Origin of the sequence: Paraburkholderia sp. UYCP14C (genome assembly GCF_004197395.1) — a bacterium.
GTDB lineage: Bacteria > Pseudomonadota > Gammaproteobacteria > Burkholderiales > Burkholderiaceae > Paraburkholderia.
Genome location: NZ_SELS01000038.1, coordinates 19,817 through 34,393, shown reverse-complemented (window position 1 = coordinate 34,393; position 14,577 = coordinate 19,817). Strand labels below are relative to the sequence as shown.

The 14,577-nt window shown below is 65.0% G+C and carries 14 protein-coding genes; 11 read left to right on the top strand and 3 right to left on the bottom strand.

The window, feature by feature from the left end; translation table 11 throughout:
• Positions 1–110: 110 nt before the first annotated feature.
• The 6 genes from EVC45_RS28475 to EVC45_RS28450 all read left to right on the top strand — a co-directional run bounded on the left by EVC45_RS28475 (position 111) and on the right by EVC45_RS28450 (position 3,860).
• Positions 111–1,325, top strand: a complete 1,215-nt coding sequence (locus EVC45_RS28475; protein WP_129961528.1) for an alkene reductase — start codon at positions 111–113, stop codon at positions 1,323–1,325.
• Positions 1,326–1,390: 65 nt separating this feature from the next.
• The gene (locus EVC45_RS28470; protein ID WP_129961527.1) at positions 1,391–1,633 is read left to right on the top strand and encodes a hypothetical protein; all 243 of its coding nucleotides are present in this window, start codon (positions 1,391–1,393) and stop codon (positions 1,631–1,633) included.
• 27 nt (positions 1,634–1,660) lie between these two features.
• Positions 1,661–1,900: a DUF6566 family protein gene (locus EVC45_RS28465; protein WP_129961526.1), complete on the top strand. Its 240-nt coding sequence runs from the start codon at positions 1,661–1,663 to the stop codon at positions 1,898–1,900.
• 194 nt (positions 1,901–2,094) lie between these two features.
• On the top strand, positions 2,095–3,309 hold the full coding sequence (locus tag EVC45_RS28460) for an NAD(P)/FAD-dependent oxidoreductase (protein WP_248295288.1): 1,215 nt from the start codon (positions 2,095–2,097) through the stop codon (positions 3,307–3,309).
• Positions 3,310–3,364: 55 nt separating this feature from the next.
• Positions 3,365–3,637, top strand: a complete 273-nt coding sequence (locus tag EVC45_RS28455; protein ID WP_129961524.1) for a UBP-type zinc finger domain-containing protein — start codon at positions 3,365–3,367, stop codon at positions 3,635–3,637.
• Positions 3,627–3,860 carry a hypothetical protein gene (locus tag EVC45_RS28450; RefSeq protein WP_248295287.1) on the top strand — a complete coding sequence of 78 codons (234 nt, stop codon included), beginning with the start codon at positions 3,627–3,629 and terminating at the stop codon, positions 3,858–3,860. The genes EVC45_RS28455 and EVC45_RS28450 overlap by 11 nt, the downstream gene beginning before the upstream one ends.
• 72 nt (positions 3,861–3,932) lie before the next feature.
• Here the strand turns inward: EVC45_RS28450 and EVC45_RS28445 are convergent, their stop codons facing one another.
• Both EVC45_RS28445 and EVC45_RS28440 read right to left on the bottom strand, forming a co-directional pair.
• A complete protein-coding gene (locus EVC45_RS28445; RefSeq protein WP_129961523.1) occupies positions 3,933–5,225 on the bottom strand; it encodes a phosphatidylserine decarboxylase family protein in 1,293 nt (430 codons plus the stop codon).
• A gap of 28 nt (positions 5,226–5,253) precedes the next feature.
• Positions 5,254–6,285 (bottom strand): flavodoxin family protein, encoded by a 1,032-nt coding sequence (locus EVC45_RS28440; RefSeq protein ID WP_129961570.1) that lies wholly within the window; start codon positions 6,283–6,285, stop codon positions 5,254–5,256.
• Between the two features lie 176 nt (positions 6,286–6,461).
• Here EVC45_RS28440 and EVC45_RS28435 point away from each other — a divergent pair, with 176 nt between their 5' ends.
• The gene (locus EVC45_RS28435) at positions 6,462–7,169 is read left to right on the top strand and encodes a PIG-L deacetylase family protein (RefSeq protein WP_129961569.1); all 708 of its coding nucleotides are present in this window, start codon (positions 6,462–6,464) and stop codon (positions 7,167–7,169) included.
• A gap of 58 nt (positions 7,170–7,227) precedes the next feature.
• Entirely contained in the window at positions 7,228–8,157 is a 930-nt protein-coding gene (locus tag EVC45_RS28430; protein WP_129961522.1) for a glycosyltransferase family 2 protein, read from the top strand.
• Between the two features lie 44 nt (positions 8,158–8,201).
• On the opposite strand, the gene EVC45_RS28425 is transcribed toward EVC45_RS28430, so the two are convergent.
• Positions 8,202–10,883: an ATP-binding cassette domain-containing protein gene (locus EVC45_RS28425; RefSeq protein WP_129961521.1), complete on the bottom strand. Its 2,682-nt coding sequence runs from the start codon at positions 10,881–10,883 to the stop codon at positions 8,202–8,204.
• Positions 10,884–11,267: 384 nt separating this feature from the next.
• Here EVC45_RS28425 and EVC45_RS28420 point away from each other — a divergent pair, with 384 nt between their 5' ends.
• The 3 genes from EVC45_RS28420 (at position 11,268) to waaF (ending at position 14,558) form a co-directional block, all read left to right on the top strand.
• Positions 11,268–12,575 (top strand): glycosyltransferase family 1 protein, encoded by a 1,308-nt coding sequence (locus EVC45_RS28420; protein WP_129961520.1) that lies wholly within the window; start codon positions 11,268–11,270, stop codon positions 12,573–12,575.
• Between the two features lie 124 nt (positions 12,576–12,699).
• Entirely contained in the window at positions 12,700–13,302 is a 603-nt protein-coding gene (locus EVC45_RS28415; RefSeq protein WP_129961519.1) for an HAD-IIIA family hydrolase, read from the top strand.
• The gene (waaF, locus tag EVC45_RS28410) at positions 13,299–14,558 is read left to right on the top strand and encodes a lipopolysaccharide heptosyltransferase II (RefSeq protein WP_129961518.1); all 1,260 of its coding nucleotides are present in this window, start codon (positions 13,299–13,301) and stop codon (positions 14,556–14,558) included. Before EVC45_RS28415 ends, waaF begins: the two co-directional genes overlap by 4 nt.
• Positions 14,559–14,577: the final 19 nt, after the last annotated feature.

The window sequence follows — 14,577 nt, the reverse complement described above, 5'->3', positions numbered from 1 at the left end:
GGCTAGACTGGCCACAGAGCGGGATCCTGTCGATCTCATTTGGCGCCGACGCTTCGACGCGTCGAAAGTAGCACCTTTCGGGCCGAGTTGAAAACACAAGGAGCGAATCTATGCCTGATACGGAAATCGCGCCCGCAGAAGCCGGGCAGCACGACGAGCAAGTCCGGCTGCACAAGCTTTTCGAACCCATCAGGGTGGGACCGCACGACCTGCGTCATCGTGTCGTGATGGCGCCGCTGACGCGTTCGCGCGCGAGCCGGCCAGGCAGCATACCGTCGCAACTCAACGCCTGCTATTACGCGCAACGCGCGGCGGCCGCGCTCATCATCAGCGAGGCGACGCAGGTGTCGATGCAAGGACAGGGCTATGCCTGGACGCCCGGCATCCATAGTCGCGAGCAGGTCGAGGGCTGGCGGCTCGTGACCGACGCCGTGCACGAGGCGGGCGGACTGATGTTCATGCAGCTCTGGCACGTCGGACGCATATCGCACCCCTCGTTGCAGCCCGATGAAATGCTGCCCGTCGCGCCCTCTGCGGTCCGGCCGAAAGCGGAGGCGTTCATCGAGAACGAGCGCGGCGAAGGTGTCGTCGCGCCCTGCGTCACGCCTCGCGCCCTGCAGGTCGAAGAGATGCCGTATCTCGTGCGCCAATACTTCAGGGGTGCGCGCAACGCAAAGGCGGCCGGTATGGACGGCGTCGAAGTGCACGCGGCGAACGGGTATCTGCTCGACCAGTTTCTGTTGTCCGGCACGAACCGCCGCACCGATGAATACGGCGGATCGATCGAGCGTCGGGCCAAGCTGCTTTTCGAGGTGATCGAAACGGTTTGCGAGGTGTGGGGGCCGGAAAAGGTCGGCGTACGGCTGTCCCCTCTCGGCGCCTTCAACGACATGCATGACGACGACCCCGAGGCGACTTTCTCCTACGTTATCGAGAAGCTCAATCGATACGGGCTGGCTTATTTGCACATCGTCAATCCCGCGCTGGCGGCGACCGGTGAGGATGTCGCCTTCACGGAGCGAGCGAAACGCATGAGCGAGATGATCCGCCGCGCCTATCGCGGCGTGCTGATGGTCGCGGGCGGATTTGACGGCGGCAGTGCGGAAAGATGGCTCGAGGACGGCAAGGCGGACCTGATCGCGTTCGGACGGTTGTTCATCGCCAATCCCGACCTCCCGGAACGCTTGCGGTTGCACGCTCCGCTCAATTCGCCCGATCCGTCCACGTTCTATGGAGGCGGCGAGCGCGGGTATACCGACTATCCGTCGCTCGCGCAAGAGCGCGGGGAGGCCCCACGGTCCGTCATCGATGGGCGGTGGAGATAGCGTGGCCCACCGCGAGCTATCCGTTCAATAACCACCCGGACGTGCGACCGAGGGAGGAAGAACCGATGTCGAAGACCGTTCGAACCGCTGAGCAGATTCGCGACGAACTGCAGAACCGCATGGCGAAAATCGCCGCTGACGTGCCGGGAGCTTTGCGCGTGCGCATACCGTTACCGGAGCGGCATCCGCCGGACGCATCCGGCCGCAACTGGAACCTGGTGCCGCTCAATGACCCCGGCGCCGATTACGTACATCATGTCCAGAAAGTGATCGAAGACATGCGTACCGAGTTCGTGCTTCCCGATTGACGCCTTGATACCCAACCGGAGCCGCTCATGCAAACGCACGTGTTCGAGCATCGAGGCTACGAGATCGCGCTACAGCCGCAGCAGAATGCCTACGGCGCGTGGCAGGCGAAGGTCAGTGTGCGCCATGCCGATAGCCCCGTGGCCGAGTTCCGTCCGGAGACGGTTCAGCCTGAATGGCTGACGCAGGGCGAGGCGGTGCGCGACGGCATCGAATGGGGCACGCGATTTATCGATCACAAGCTGGAAGCGTTGCAAAACCCGATCTGATCGAGCCGTCGGCAGAAAGCGAACAAAACCCGGCAGGTTCGCGAAAGACGCCAGCTTCCGATGCGCTTACGGTGCAAGAATACGGCCAACCGCCGTTTTCGTGGCGCGGCCGCCTGCTCGTGAAGCGCGAGAAAACGAAACAAAGTCGTGACCTCCTCAAAGGTGGCATCTTCATGGTCAGGATCTATGGACGCATGCGCAGCACAAATGGCTACGCGATACGCGACTTCCTGCATCGCTGCGACATACCGTTCGAATGGATCGAACTGCGCAGCGATAAGGAAGCTCGGGAACTGGCGCATGTGCAGCACGTTTCCGATTCGCGCCTGCCGGTCTGTGTCTTCCACGACGGAACGCGACTCGAATGTCCGACCATCCGGCAAATCATCGAGAAGCTCGGCTGGTTTGCGAGTCCATCCCGTGAGGCCTACGATCTGGCGATCTACGGCGCAGGACCGGCGGGATTGAGTGCCGCGGTGTACGGTGCATCGGAGGGGCTGCAGACCGTACTCGTGGAGCGCTGGGCACTGGGCGGCCAGGCCGGCAGCAGTTCCAGGATCGAGAACTATCTGGGCTTTCCACAGGGCGTGAGCGGCGCGGAGCTCGCCGAACGGGCGCGCGACCAGGCCATTAAGTTCGGCGCCGAAATCCTGCTCGCGCGCGCCGGCGTGCGCGCGGAGTTCCCGCCCGGTCAGGGCATCGTATATCTGGAAGACGGCACGCGTATCACGGCGCGCACGTCCATCTGCGCGACCGGCGTGGCATATCGCACGCTAGGACTGGCAGGTGAAGAGCGCTTTCTCGGCGCGGGCCTTTATTACGGCGCCGGCGCGAGCGAGGCCGCGCTGATTCATGGCGAAGACGTATATGTGGTGGGCGGCGGCAATTCGGCGGGACAGGCCGCCATGCATTTTTCGCAGTCCGCCAACCGCGTCTTCATGCTCGTGCGTGACGCATCGCTCAAGAACACGTTGTCACAATACCTGGTGGATCGCATTACATCGGCGTCGAACATTGAAGTGTGCACGTGCGTCGAAGTTACCGCCCTCGCAGGCAGCGACGTGTTGCAGGAGATCACGCTGACCGATGTGCGAACCGCGCAGGCCCGCACGGTCAAAACGAATTGGCTGTTCGTCTGCATTGGCGGTGTGCCGCAGACCGAATGGGCGAAGGAGGTCGGCATCGTCCGCGATGAAGCCGGCTATCTCGTGACCGGTCCCGATCTGCAGGAATATCGAACGGACCTGAAATGGCCGCTCGACCGCGCGCCGCTGCATCTGGAAACGAGCATGCCCGGCGTATTCGCCGCGGGCGACGTGCGTCACGCGTCGATCAAACGCGTGGCGTCGGCAGTTGGCGAGGGGGCAATGGCTGTGGCGCTGGTACATCGCTACCTCAATAGCGCTTGAGAAGCGCAACCTTGATCCGCGCGCGTCTGCGCGCACCTGTCCGAGGAGCACAATCATGACGCCTGGTTGCACGCACCTGGGCGAAGCCCGGATTCTCCACACGTCCATCGACTATTGCGAGGACTGCGTGAAGCTCAACCAGCCGTGGGTACATTTGAGGCTTTGTCTTTCTTGCGGACACGTCGGCTGCTGCGATTCGTCGCCCAACCGGCATGCAAGCAAGCATTTTCACGCGACCGGCCATCCGCTGGTGCGTTCAATCGAGCCCGGCGAAACGTGGATCTGGTGCTATCGCGACGAAATCGTCGCGGGTGAGCTTGAATCCTGACGGCGAGGCCGCCCGGGCGGGCGGCCTCCCGTTCTTCTCTTCAGGATGCCAGCAGCGCAACATCGGCATGCCGGGCATGGATGGCATGGAGTTCATCGGCAAGCTCCGCGGCATGCCGGCGATGAAGTCCGTGATCTGTATCGCGGTCAGCGGCTTTGGCCAGCAGGCGGACGTCAGCGCGGCTGAAGACGCGGGCTTCGACGCCCACCTGAAAAACCGGTGATTCTCGAAGACCTGCTGAGTATTTTCGCGCGGCTGCGCGGTTGAACCCGCCGCACGGCGGAGCGCAACGCGTCTATCCGTTGCTTTGCGACGCTGACGGCGACGCGTTGCGTGACGCGACTCTCGCAACGGCCGCGTTGACCTTGATCGGCGGCTGTTTGTCGTCGAAAGGTGGTTCGACGACGAAGCGGTCTATCACGCCCGGCGCGAACACGAGGCAGCAGGTCGATCCGCCGTACTGGAAAAACCCCAGTTCGTCGCCTTTCGTGACACGCTGCCCAGGCGGCGCCTCGATGATGCACGACGATACGTCCGCCATGCCGACGAACACGCACGCCACCTGCCCCACCGCCGGATCGTCGCATTCGATCACGATTACCGCGCGCGCCGCCACTGCGGTGATGTAGCCCTGCGAATCATTGAGCCCGCTCGGGTCTTCGCCTTCGCTATCGGCGTCCGAATAGTAGCTGCCATCCACCGCGTACGCGCGCGCGATCACCCCACTGACCGGCGCATGCCAGCGATGATAGTTGAACGCGCTCAGAAAGGCCTGATACACCGAGCCGCCCTCGAAGCGCCGCGCCAGTTCGCGCTCGCGCGAGCTCAGCATGTCTTCCAGCGAATACGGCTGCGACTTGATCCAGAACGTGTCGCGCAGTTGCGCGCCGTGCTGCACGTTGTACGGCGTCGCCTCGCACGCGCTGACGATCAACCTGTCGTTGTCCGGCTCCTCGACGGGCCGCATGCCGGGACGGAAGCGCCGAGTGAAGAAATCGTTCCACGACGTGCAGCCCCAATACGCCCGCTCGGGATCGCAGACGAATTGCGCGAGGCCGATGCGTTTATCGGCCTCGGGGCTGAACCAGCCGTCGGGCGACGACGTGTTCAAATGCTCGCGTGAATGCGGGCCGCTCAGGAAACCGCACCAGCAGTTCAGCACATGCTTGAGCTGCGCGTTGAGTGCCGGGTCGCGAAACAGTGCATAGCCGGACGGCATGCACATCGGCCAGTCGAGCACCGCATTCAACGGACAATGAATCAGATCGGATTCGCTGAACGGCGGCGCGTAGGTCATCAGGTAATCGAAGATCGTCATCAGTTCGTCGACCGATGCGTAGCCGAGCACGTAACCCGCCTGCTGCGCCTGCATGATGGCCCGCGTCATATCCATGCGTAGCACCGGATCGCCTTCGATCAGCGCCGCCAGTTCTTCGACGGCGCGCGTGCGTGGCGCTGTGCGCGCACGTTCGCACGCTTTAGCGGCCAGCTCTGTCCGATAGCGCGCGAGATGAGCTTCCTCGCGCGGCAGCCATCCTCCGAGCCGGCGCCGTTGCGTGCGCGGGCTCGTCGCTTCGCCGTTCGTCATGCTTTGCCCTTCCTATGTGAGTTGCAGATCATTTGGCGCGCGGGGTGCCGAGGTTGTGGTCCGGCTCCTTGCGCCCGCCACGGATCTGCTCGACGCAGGTCGCGACGGCTTCCGCTACGTTGGCGACTTCCTGCTGCATGTCCTCGTCGCGATCGAGCGTTTCATGGCTGGTCGCATAGGGCTCGTAATAGCCGATATAGCGATCGAGCCGCGATTTCGCGCCCGATTCGACGAAGCCCATCCACTCGAGCCAGTCGGCGAGCGCCCGGCGCGAGTCCTCGATGCCGGCGACGTCGCCATGCACGACCACGCCATAGGCGCGACCCGCCAGATGTTTCGGGTAGTCCCAGCCGGCCAGTTCGAGACGCTTTGCTTCGTCCGGCTTCTTGCCGTGCGTTGAGGTGGGATCGGGATTGCCGCCGTCGGCGCACACGAGCCGATCCATCATCAGCTTGAGCGGCGCGGACACCTGATACCAGTAGACCGGCGTCACGATCAGCACGCCGTGACAGGCCGCAAAGCGCTCGTAGATGTCGTTCATCCAGTCGTTGACAAGCCCGAGCGAGTGGTTCGGATAGCAGCTGCATGGCCAGTGACACAGCGGCATCGCGGTCGACACGCAGCCTTTGCACGGATGTATATGAAGATCGCGATCGGAGTTCAGGCGCGACAGATCAAGCAAATCGACGTCGCAAGACCGGCGTTCGAGCGCCTGCTGCGCGATCTTCGCGAGCCGGAAGCTCTTCGACATCTCGCCGGGGCACGTGTAGTCGTTCCGCGAGGACGCGTTGATCACGAGCACGCGCGAACGCGTTGCTGGATCGCGCTGACGCGTTTGCGCCGCCTTGATCCGCTCGCTCGCCGCGCGCCATTCGACCGACAGATCGTAGTCCGGGTCGGCGAATCCCGGGCCGGCCTTTTCCGTCACCGGCGCCTTGCGGCCGTGCGAATAGGCGTCCCACGCGATCGCTTCGAGCCGTGCGAGCGATTCGTCTTCCGCGCGAAAGGCCGGATCGTAGAAGCGAGCCATGAAGCGCTCTCGAAACGCTTCGCGCGACATCGCTTCGGTTACCTGACCTTTCCGGACTTCGACGGTGCGTACATGATCGGGCGGTTTGGCAGAGGGACTCATGGCTGAAGTGGCAAGCGATATTAGAACCCAACAGCGAGCAAGCGCTGTTCCAGCACCGACCCTGTGCGCGCGCGACGGCGGAACGCAGCTTGCTGTCCGCCGGTATGGATTCGAACCAGCGTCTACTCGTCATTTCACCGCACCTCGACGATGCGGTCCTCGGTTGCGGACTTCTGATCGCCGCGCATCCAGGCGCGGTCGTCTGCACGGTCTTCACCGCGCCGCCCACAGAGAACATGACGACCGATTGGGACCGCGCGTCCGGTTTCGCCGACGCGTTCGAAGCGATGCGGGCACGTCAGGAGGAAGACCGGGAGGCGCTTGGCCTACTGTCGGCGATGCCCGTGCATCTGCTGTTTCGCGACGCTCAATACCACACATCGCCCGGTGCGGACGAACTGATCACAGCGTTGAGCCAGACTCTTTCTCGTGCAAGACCCACGCTGGTCCTGATACCGTTGGGCCTGTTCCATTCGGATCATGTTCTGGTGGCCAATGCCTGTCTTGCGCTGATGCAGAGTCAGCCAGCCACGCCGTTCATCGCCTATGAAGACGTGCCCTACCGACGCAATCCCGGCGTCGTGCAAGCGCGCCTCTGCGAGCTCGCGAAACGTGGCTACGTCGCCGACACGCCCCGGGCGGTGGCTGTGCCCGGCACGCCGCAACACGAACGCATGAAGCGGGCGGCACTCGACGCGTATTGCAGCCAATTGCGCGCATTCGGTCCCGAAGGACAGGCAAGCCTCTTTTCGCCGGAACGCTATTGGCAGCTTGGCCGCGACGAATCGGGTCTCTCTGCGCAAAGCGCGTGATGGAGGGCACAGGGCTTGCGTCGCGATCGCAGTCCAACCGTCAAAGCGATCGCCCAGAATGCAAAGACAAGCCACCCACCCGCGCATTTCGATCGTCGTTCTCACGTATAACCGTGCGGGCGAATTGCTCACCACCCTGGAACGTCTGCTCGCGTTACCCGAGAACCCGCCGATCATCATCGCGGACAACGGCTCCACCGACAACACGGTCACGCTCGTTCAAGCGCGCTTCCCGGGTGTTCGTGTCGTCGAATGCAAAGGTAATCTCGGCGCGGCCGGCCGCAACCACGCGCTCGCGTGCGTCGAGACCGACTATGTCGCGTTCTGCGACGACGACACCTGGTGGGAGCCCGGTTCGCTCGAATGCGCGGTGCAATTGCTCGATGGATGGCCGTGCGTCGGCGTGCTGAATGCGCGCGTCGCCGTCGGCGCGGACAACGCGACGGATCCGACCTGCACGTTGATGCGCGCGAGCCCGCTCGGGCGCGCCGGCCTGCCAGGCCCCTCGTTGATCGGCTATATGGCGGGCGCATGCGTGTTTCGCACCGCGCTGTTTCGCGATGTCGGCGGCTACGAGCCGCATCTTTTCATCGGCGGTGAGGAAGCACTCGTTTCGCTCGACGTGCTCGCAGCCGGACATGCGATCGTCTACTGCGAGCAATTAACGCTCCATCATCATCCGTCGCCGGTGCGCGACAGCGCGTTGCGGGCTCGCATGCTCGCGCGTAACGCGGCCTGGGTCGCATGGCTGCGTCTGCCGTTGGGCGAAGCGTTGCGCGCGACGCTGCGCGCGCTCGACGTGTTTGCGCGGGAAGGCGCGCTTGTGCGCGACGGCATCAACTTACTGGCCGGGCTCGCATGGACCGCGCCGCGACGGCGGGTCGTCCCACGGTCGATCCTCGGGTTGCGGGCCCGCGTGCATGCGGCCGAGCGCAATCTCGATGCGTCCGCCACGACGACCGTGGGTAAGTTCGACGCGCCGTCCTGAGACCTCGACATAGGCCTGACCGGCAAGCTCCTTTATCGAGGCGACTAGGTGTCCGTATGCGATGGCATATGCGCGAGTCGCCGTATCGCGGCGATCAGTTCTGCGGGCGGCACTGGCTTGTGCAAATGTGCATCGAAGCCAGCGCTGGGCGCGTGCTGTTCGTCGAGTGCGTCCGCGTAGCCGGTCAACGCGATCGCAGGCAGTGGCCTGCCTTGTAACGACGGCCGCGCAGTTTCCAGTTCGCGCAGCCGGCGCAACACATCGTAGCCATCTTCGCCGACCAACATCAGATCGCAGAGCAGCACGTGCGGCCATTGCGCTGGGTCCGTCCCGCGCAGCCAGTCCAGGGCTTCGGCGCCCGATGCGAACAGCCGCACTTGCGCGCCGCTCGTGCTCAGCACTGCTTCGAGCGCGTCGCGCGCTTCTTCCTGATCGTCGATCACGAGCACGAACAGGCCATCGAGCGGAGCGGGATCTGCCGCATCCGGCGCCGCGGGCACCGGCGCCGATGGCTGCTGCGCATCCGCCACCGGCCGCAGCGGCAGCATCGCCACATAGGCGAGCCGCCCATTCAGCGGCGTCAGCGTGAAGCTGCCGCCCGCGGCCGCCAGCGCGCTTTCCATATGCCGCGCCATCGACTGCGATAGCTCGGCCGGCTTGTCGCCCATGCCGAGCACGCTGAACCACACGTGATTGCCGTGCCGCGTCGCGCGCAGTGCGATGCGCTGTCCCGGGCTCGCCTGCGCGATCTCGTTGCGGCCCAACTCGGCAATCAGCGGTTGCAGCACGCTCGGATCGCCGGTCACGCGCAGCTCGTCGTCGGACGGCTCCGCGTAGACGACCACGCGCTGCTGGGCGATTTCGTCGTGCAACGCATCGATGACACCCGCCGCCAATGCGCTGACGCTGACCGATCGAGCGGTCAGCCGGCGCTGCGCGTGCTCGAGTTCGCCCTGGTGCCATTGCAGCGACCACATCTTCGCGTACACGCCCTCGCGCGCGAGCAGCTCGCGATGCGTGCCCTGCTCGACTACCTGGCCATGCTCCATCACCAGAATCCAGTCCGCGTCGACGACCGTCGAAAGTCGGTGCGCGATCACGATCGATGTGCGGCCTTGTGCGAGGCGCGTCAACTCCGTCTGGATCGCGCGCTCGGAGCGCGTGTCGAGTGCGGAGGTCGCCTCGTCGAACACGATGATCCGCGGGTTCTTCAGAATCGCGCGTGCAATCGCGATGCGCTGGCGCTCACCGCCCGACAGCCGCACGCCACGCTCGCCGACGCGCGTGTCGTAGTGATCGGGCAAGCGCTCGATGAACTGGTCGAGCTGCGCGGCCCGCGACGCGCGCACCACATCTGCGCGCGTCGCCGACGGCCGCCCATAGGCAATGTTGTAGGCGATCGTTTCATTGAACAGCACGGTGTCCTGCGGCACGATGCCGATCGCCTCGCGCAGGCTTCGCTGCGTGACCTTGCTGATATCCTGCCCGTCAATACAGATCGTGCCGCGCTCGGGCCGATAAAGGCGGAACAGCAGCTTCACTAGCGTCGATTTTCCTGAGCCGCTGCCGCCGACCACCGCGAGCGTCTTGCCCGGATACGCGCGGAAGTCGACGTCGCGCAGCACCTGGCGTGCACTGTCGTAGCCGAAATCGACGTGTTCGAACTCGATCAGCCCCGCGCCGACGTTCAGCGGCTGCGCGTCGCGCGCATCGAGATCCTCACCGACGCGGCCGTGCGCCGCCAGAATCACGAACATGCGCTCGACGTTGACGAGCGCGTCGTTGGTCTCCCGAAACACGAATCCGAGCGTGTTCAGCGGCATGCAGACCTGGATCAGGTAAGCATTGACCAGAATCAGATCGCCGACGCTCATGCTGCCTGCCACCACGTGCTGCGCGGCGAGCAGCATGACCCCCGCCACCCCGAGCGCGATCACCGCGCTCTGCCCTACGTGCAACGCGGTCAACGCGTTCTGGTTCGCGATCCGCGCGTGCACCCACTTCTCCAGCACCTCGCCGAGCCGTTGCGTTTCGCTGTCTTCGGTCGCGAAGTACTTGACCGTGTCGTAGTTCAGCAGACTGTCGACGAGCCGCCCGTCCGATTGCGCTTCGAGCAGATTGACCGCGCGCTGAAACGCGACACGCCGCCGCGTGAACACGAACGTATAAGCCGCGTACACCACGAAGGTCGCGACGATCACGAACATGAACTCGCGCGCGTAGCTGTGCACCATGATCCCGACGATCACCGCGATCTCGAACAGTGTCGGCACGATCGTAAACAGCGCAGTGCCGAGCAGAAAACCGATGCCGTCGGCGCCTTTCTGCACGTCGCGCACAATTGCGCCGGTCTCGCGCCGCGCATGAAAGCGCGCGCTCAACCGATGCAATTGCGCGAAAGTCCGCTCGGTCAGCGCCGCGACCGTGCGTTGCACGACGATGCTGAACACGACGTCGCGCGCCTCGTTCAGCGCGTCTCCGAGAAAGCGCAACAGCGCATAGGCGAGCACGAGGAACACCGGAAACGCCACATGCGCAAGCGGACGGCTCAGTTCGTCGACGATGTGCTTCAGCGTCAGCGGCATCAGCACGGTCGCGAGCCGCGCGGCGATCATCAGCGCGAGCGCCCCGTTGGTCTGCCAGCGATAACGCCATACCGCATGCGCGAGATCGCCGACGATTCGGCGCGTCAGTTCGGAGCGAGGCGGCGGGGCGGAATTCGGCATGAGATCCTGGGTCTTGGCGCGGCCGGAAAAAAGTGTCGCACAGATGTGGCGTCGAGCAAGGGACGCGCCCGGCGGTAGGCAAAAAATGACCTGTGCGTAGCCGTTTTGACATGCACCGCTTACCTGTTCATCGCGTGCAGTCCTCCACCCATGCTAGTACCGGCGCGGCATGAGCGGTTCGAAGTTACATGACCGTATGTAGAAACAGGGAACGCCACAGTGCTTCTCTCAGCACCAAAAAGGGCACGCCACAGCCCATCGTCCGTTCGAACTGAGGCTTGTGTCGCCTTCCGGCACCGCAGGAAACGAATGGCACAGCGAATGCTCCCGGCCGGTGAACGAATCCTCAATATCGAATACCGCGACCCTCAGGAAGGAGTGCCAATGAAGATCGCCCTGATCAGTGAACACGCGTCGCCACTCGCTGTCGCCGGTGGCGTCGATAGCGGCGGGCAGAACATCTACGTCGCGAACGTCGCGCGTCAGCTGGTGGAAATGGGCCATCAGGTCGACGTGTTCACGCGCCGTGATCGCGCACTGGTGCCCGAGTGCGTCGATATGGACGGCGCGCGCGTGATTCACGTGCCCGCTGGACCGCCGCGGCAATTGCCAAAGGAGCAGCTGCTGCCGTTCATGGACGAGTTCGCCGCATTTCTGATCGCGTTCTTTCGCCGCGAGCCAGTGCCCTATGACGTGATGCACGCGAACTTCTTCATGTCCGGCCGCGCCGCGTTGCACGTGAAGGCTGTGCTCGGCGTGCCCCTCGTCACGACCTTTCATGCGCTCGGCCGCGTGAGGCGTATCCATCAAGGCGCGGATGACGGCTTCCCCGACGAGCGCTTCGCGATCGAAGACGAACTGGTCGCACGCTCGGACGTGATCGTTGCCGAATGTCCGCAGGACGAAGCCGATCTGCTCGAACACTATCGCGCCGACCCGGCGCGGATCGAGACCGTGCCGTGCGGCTTCGATGCCGAGGAGTTCTGGCCCATCGATCGCTCGGTCGCACGCAACGCGCTCGGCTGGCACCAGAACGAATTCATCGTGCTGCAGCTGGGCCGGCTCGTGCAGCGCAAAGGCATCGACAACGTTGTGCGCGGCGTCGGAGTGCTTAAACAAAGGTTCGACGCGTCAGCGCGGCTGTACGTGGTCGGCGGCAATTCTGACGCGCCGAACGAAATCGCCACGCCGGAGATCGCACGCCTGCGCGAGATCGCGCGCGAATGCGGTGTCGCGCAGGAGACCTGCTTCGTCGGCCGGCGCGCCCGCGAGCGGCTGCGCTACTTCTACAGCGCCGCCGACGTGTTCGTGACCACGCCATGGTACGAGCCGTTCGGCATCACGCCGGTCGAGGCGATGGCCTGCGCGACGCCGGTGATCGGCGCCGATGTCGGCGGAATCCGCTATTCGGTGGTCGACGGCGTGACCGGCTTTCTCGTGCCGCCGCGCGATCCGGTCGCGCTCGCCGCGCGTCTGGACCGCTTGCGGCTCGACCCCGCGCTCGCGCGGCGGATGGGCGAAGCTGGCCTCGACCGGGCGCGGACCGGCTTCACGTGGAGCGGCGTCAGCGAAGCGCTCGCGCAACTCTATGCGCGCGCGGCAAGGCTCGCTCCCGCCAGAGTATCGCTCGACACCACATTCGAGCCGGCGCAGCTACCGCTGCGGGCGGCAGCCGGAGCGTCGTTCGGTTGACGACGGCGCACGCCGCGCGAACGCGCGCGGCGTGCGCATTTGGAACTCGCCGCGGCCGGTCCAGCTGCTGCGGCGCGCCTTTTTTCCGACTCTCGATCCAAGCTCGCGCATATCACGAACCATCATGACGTTACCCGCTGTGTTCATCGACAAGGACGGCACACTGCTCGAAGACGTGCCGTACAACGCCGATCCCGCCTTGATGCGGTTTGCGCCGGGCGCGCGCGAAGCGCTCGCGCTGCTCGCCGCCTACCCGTATGCGCTGTTCGTCATTAGCAACCAGTCCGGCGTCGCGCTCGGCAAATTCGAAGACGTCGCGCTGTTCGACGTCGAACACCGGTTGCAGCAGATGTTTGCCGAGTGCGGCGCCACGCTCGCCGGCGTGTACTGGTGCCCGCATCATCCCCAGGGCAACGTCGCGCGTTACGCGATCGTCTGCGGCTGTCGCAAGCCCGCGCCTGGCATGCTGCTGCGCGCGGCCGATGAGCATGAACTCGATCTCGCCAACAGCTGGTTCATCGGCGACATTCTCGACGATGTCGAAGCGGGCAATCGCGCCGGCTGTCGGACGATCCTGCTCGACAACGGCCACGAGACCGAATGGCGAACCGGCCCGCGGCGCGTGCCGAGCGCGCGCGCCACGGGTCTGCACGAGGCCGCACAACGCGTCGTGTCGTACGGCCTGCCACCGGGCCCGGCGGCGCGCCGCAAGGAGGCGCTGCGGTGAACGCACCTCTGCCACTTGCACCGCCCAGTCTGGCTCATGCGCGCGTGTCCGACACGTCGCAGCCGGTGTGCTGGGGCGACGACGTCAAACGGATTCTGTGCGTGCGCCTCGACAATCTCGGCGACGTGCTGATGACGACGCCCGCGCTGCACGCGCTGCGCGAATCCGCCGAAGATCGCCATATCACGCTGCTCGCATCGCGCAGCGGCGTCGCGCTCGCGCCGTTTCTCGATGACGTCGACGACGTGATCGAATACGACGCGCCGTGGGTCGCGCCCGCGTCGAGCGTGACACGGGATTTGCTCGACGATCACCGCATGCAGGACCGGTTGCGACGCGGCGGCTTCGACGCAGCGGTGATTTTTACCGTGTATAGCCAGAGCCCGTTGCCGGCCGCGATGCTGTGTTACCTCGCAGGGATTCCGCGCCGCCTCGCGCATTGCCGCGAGAATCCGTACGCGCTTCTGACCGACTGGCTGCGCGAACCGGAACCGCAGCAGCGCATGCGGCACGAGGTGCAACGCCAGCTCGATCTGGTGCGTCACGTGGGCGCGCAAACGAGTGACACCGGCATGCGCTTTCGCGTGCCGCCCGCCGCGCGCGAGGCGCTCGCCACGAAGCTGAGGACGCTCGGTATCTCTCGCCACGCCGAGTGCATCGTGCTGCATCCGGGCGCGACCGCCGCGTCGCGCCGCTATCCGCCCGAGCGTTTCGGCGAAGTCGCGACACGGCTCGCGCGCGAAACCGGCGCCCCCGTGCTCGTGACCGGCGGCGCGAGCGAGCGTGCGCTGGTCGAGACCGTGATGCGCGCGGCCGCGCCTGATGTGCACGCGCGGCTATACGACCTGAGCGGTGCGCTGACGCTCGCCGAACTTGCCGCGCTGCTCGAACGCGCAAGCGTGCTCGTTTCCAACAACAGCGGCCCCGTGCACGTCGCGTCCGCGCTCGGCACGCCGGTCGTTGATCTTTACGCGCTGACCAACCCTCAGCACACCCCGTGGCAAACGCCGCAACGTGTGCTGTATCGCGACGTCGAATGCCGCTGGTGCTATCGCAGCGCGTGTCCGCAAGGACATCACGCCTGCCTGCTCGGCGTTCCGGCCGACGAGGTCGTACACGCGGCACTCGAATTGCGGCACGCATCTGCACGTGCCCCGCGTCGCGATGTGCCTGAGCGCACCGGCTCTCGCACCGGTCGTACCGATAGCACGAGCGCACCATCGCTGTCGCTGACGGATCAGCCAACGCTCCCCTGAACCCACTCCCACTGCCAAC

Excerpts from the sequence above, each read along its gene's own strand:
- EVC45_RS28475 (WP_129961528.1), top strand. The coding sequence starts at position 111 with ATGCCTGATACGGAAATCGCGCCCGCAGAAGCCGGGCAGCACGACGAG.
- EVC45_RS28470 (WP_129961527.1), top strand. The coding sequence starts at position 1,391 with ATGTCGAAGACCGTTCGAACCGCTGAGCAGATTCGCGACGAACTGCAG.
- EVC45_RS28465 (WP_129961526.1), top strand. The coding sequence starts at position 1,661 with ATGCAAACGCACGTGTTCGAGCATCGAGGCTACGAGATCGCGCTACAG.
- EVC45_RS28460 (WP_248295288.1), top strand. The coding sequence starts at position 2,095 with ATGCGCAGCACAAATGGCTACGCGATACGCGACTTCCTGCATCGCTGC.
- EVC45_RS28455 (WP_129961524.1), top strand. The coding sequence starts at position 3,365 with ATGACGCCTGGTTGCACGCACCTGGGCGAAGCCCGGATTCTCCACACG.
- EVC45_RS28445 (WP_129961523.1), bottom strand. The coding sequence starts at position 5,225 with ATGACGAACGGCGAAGCGACGAGCCCGCGCACGCAACGGCGCCGGCTC.
- EVC45_RS28440 (WP_129961570.1), bottom strand. The coding sequence starts at position 6,285 with ATGTCGCGCGAAGCGTTTCGAGAGCGCTTCATGGCTCGCTTCTACGAT.
- EVC45_RS28435 (WP_129961569.1), top strand. The coding sequence starts at position 6,462 with ATGGATTCGAACCAGCGTCTACTCGTCATTTCACCGCACCTCGACGAT.
- EVC45_RS28430 (WP_129961522.1), top strand. The coding sequence starts at position 7,228 with ATGCAAAGACAAGCCACCCACCCGCGCATTTCGATCGTCGTTCTCACG.
- EVC45_RS28425 (WP_129961521.1), bottom strand. The coding sequence starts at position 10,883 with ATGCCGAATTCCGCCCCGCCGCCTCGCTCCGAACTGACGCGCCGAATC.
- EVC45_RS28420 (WP_129961520.1), top strand. The coding sequence starts at position 11,268 with ATGAAGATCGCCCTGATCAGTGAACACGCGTCGCCACTCGCTGTCGCC.
- EVC45_RS28415 (WP_129961519.1), top strand. The coding sequence starts at position 12,700 with ATGACGTTACCCGCTGTGTTCATCGACAAGGACGGCACACTGCTCGAA.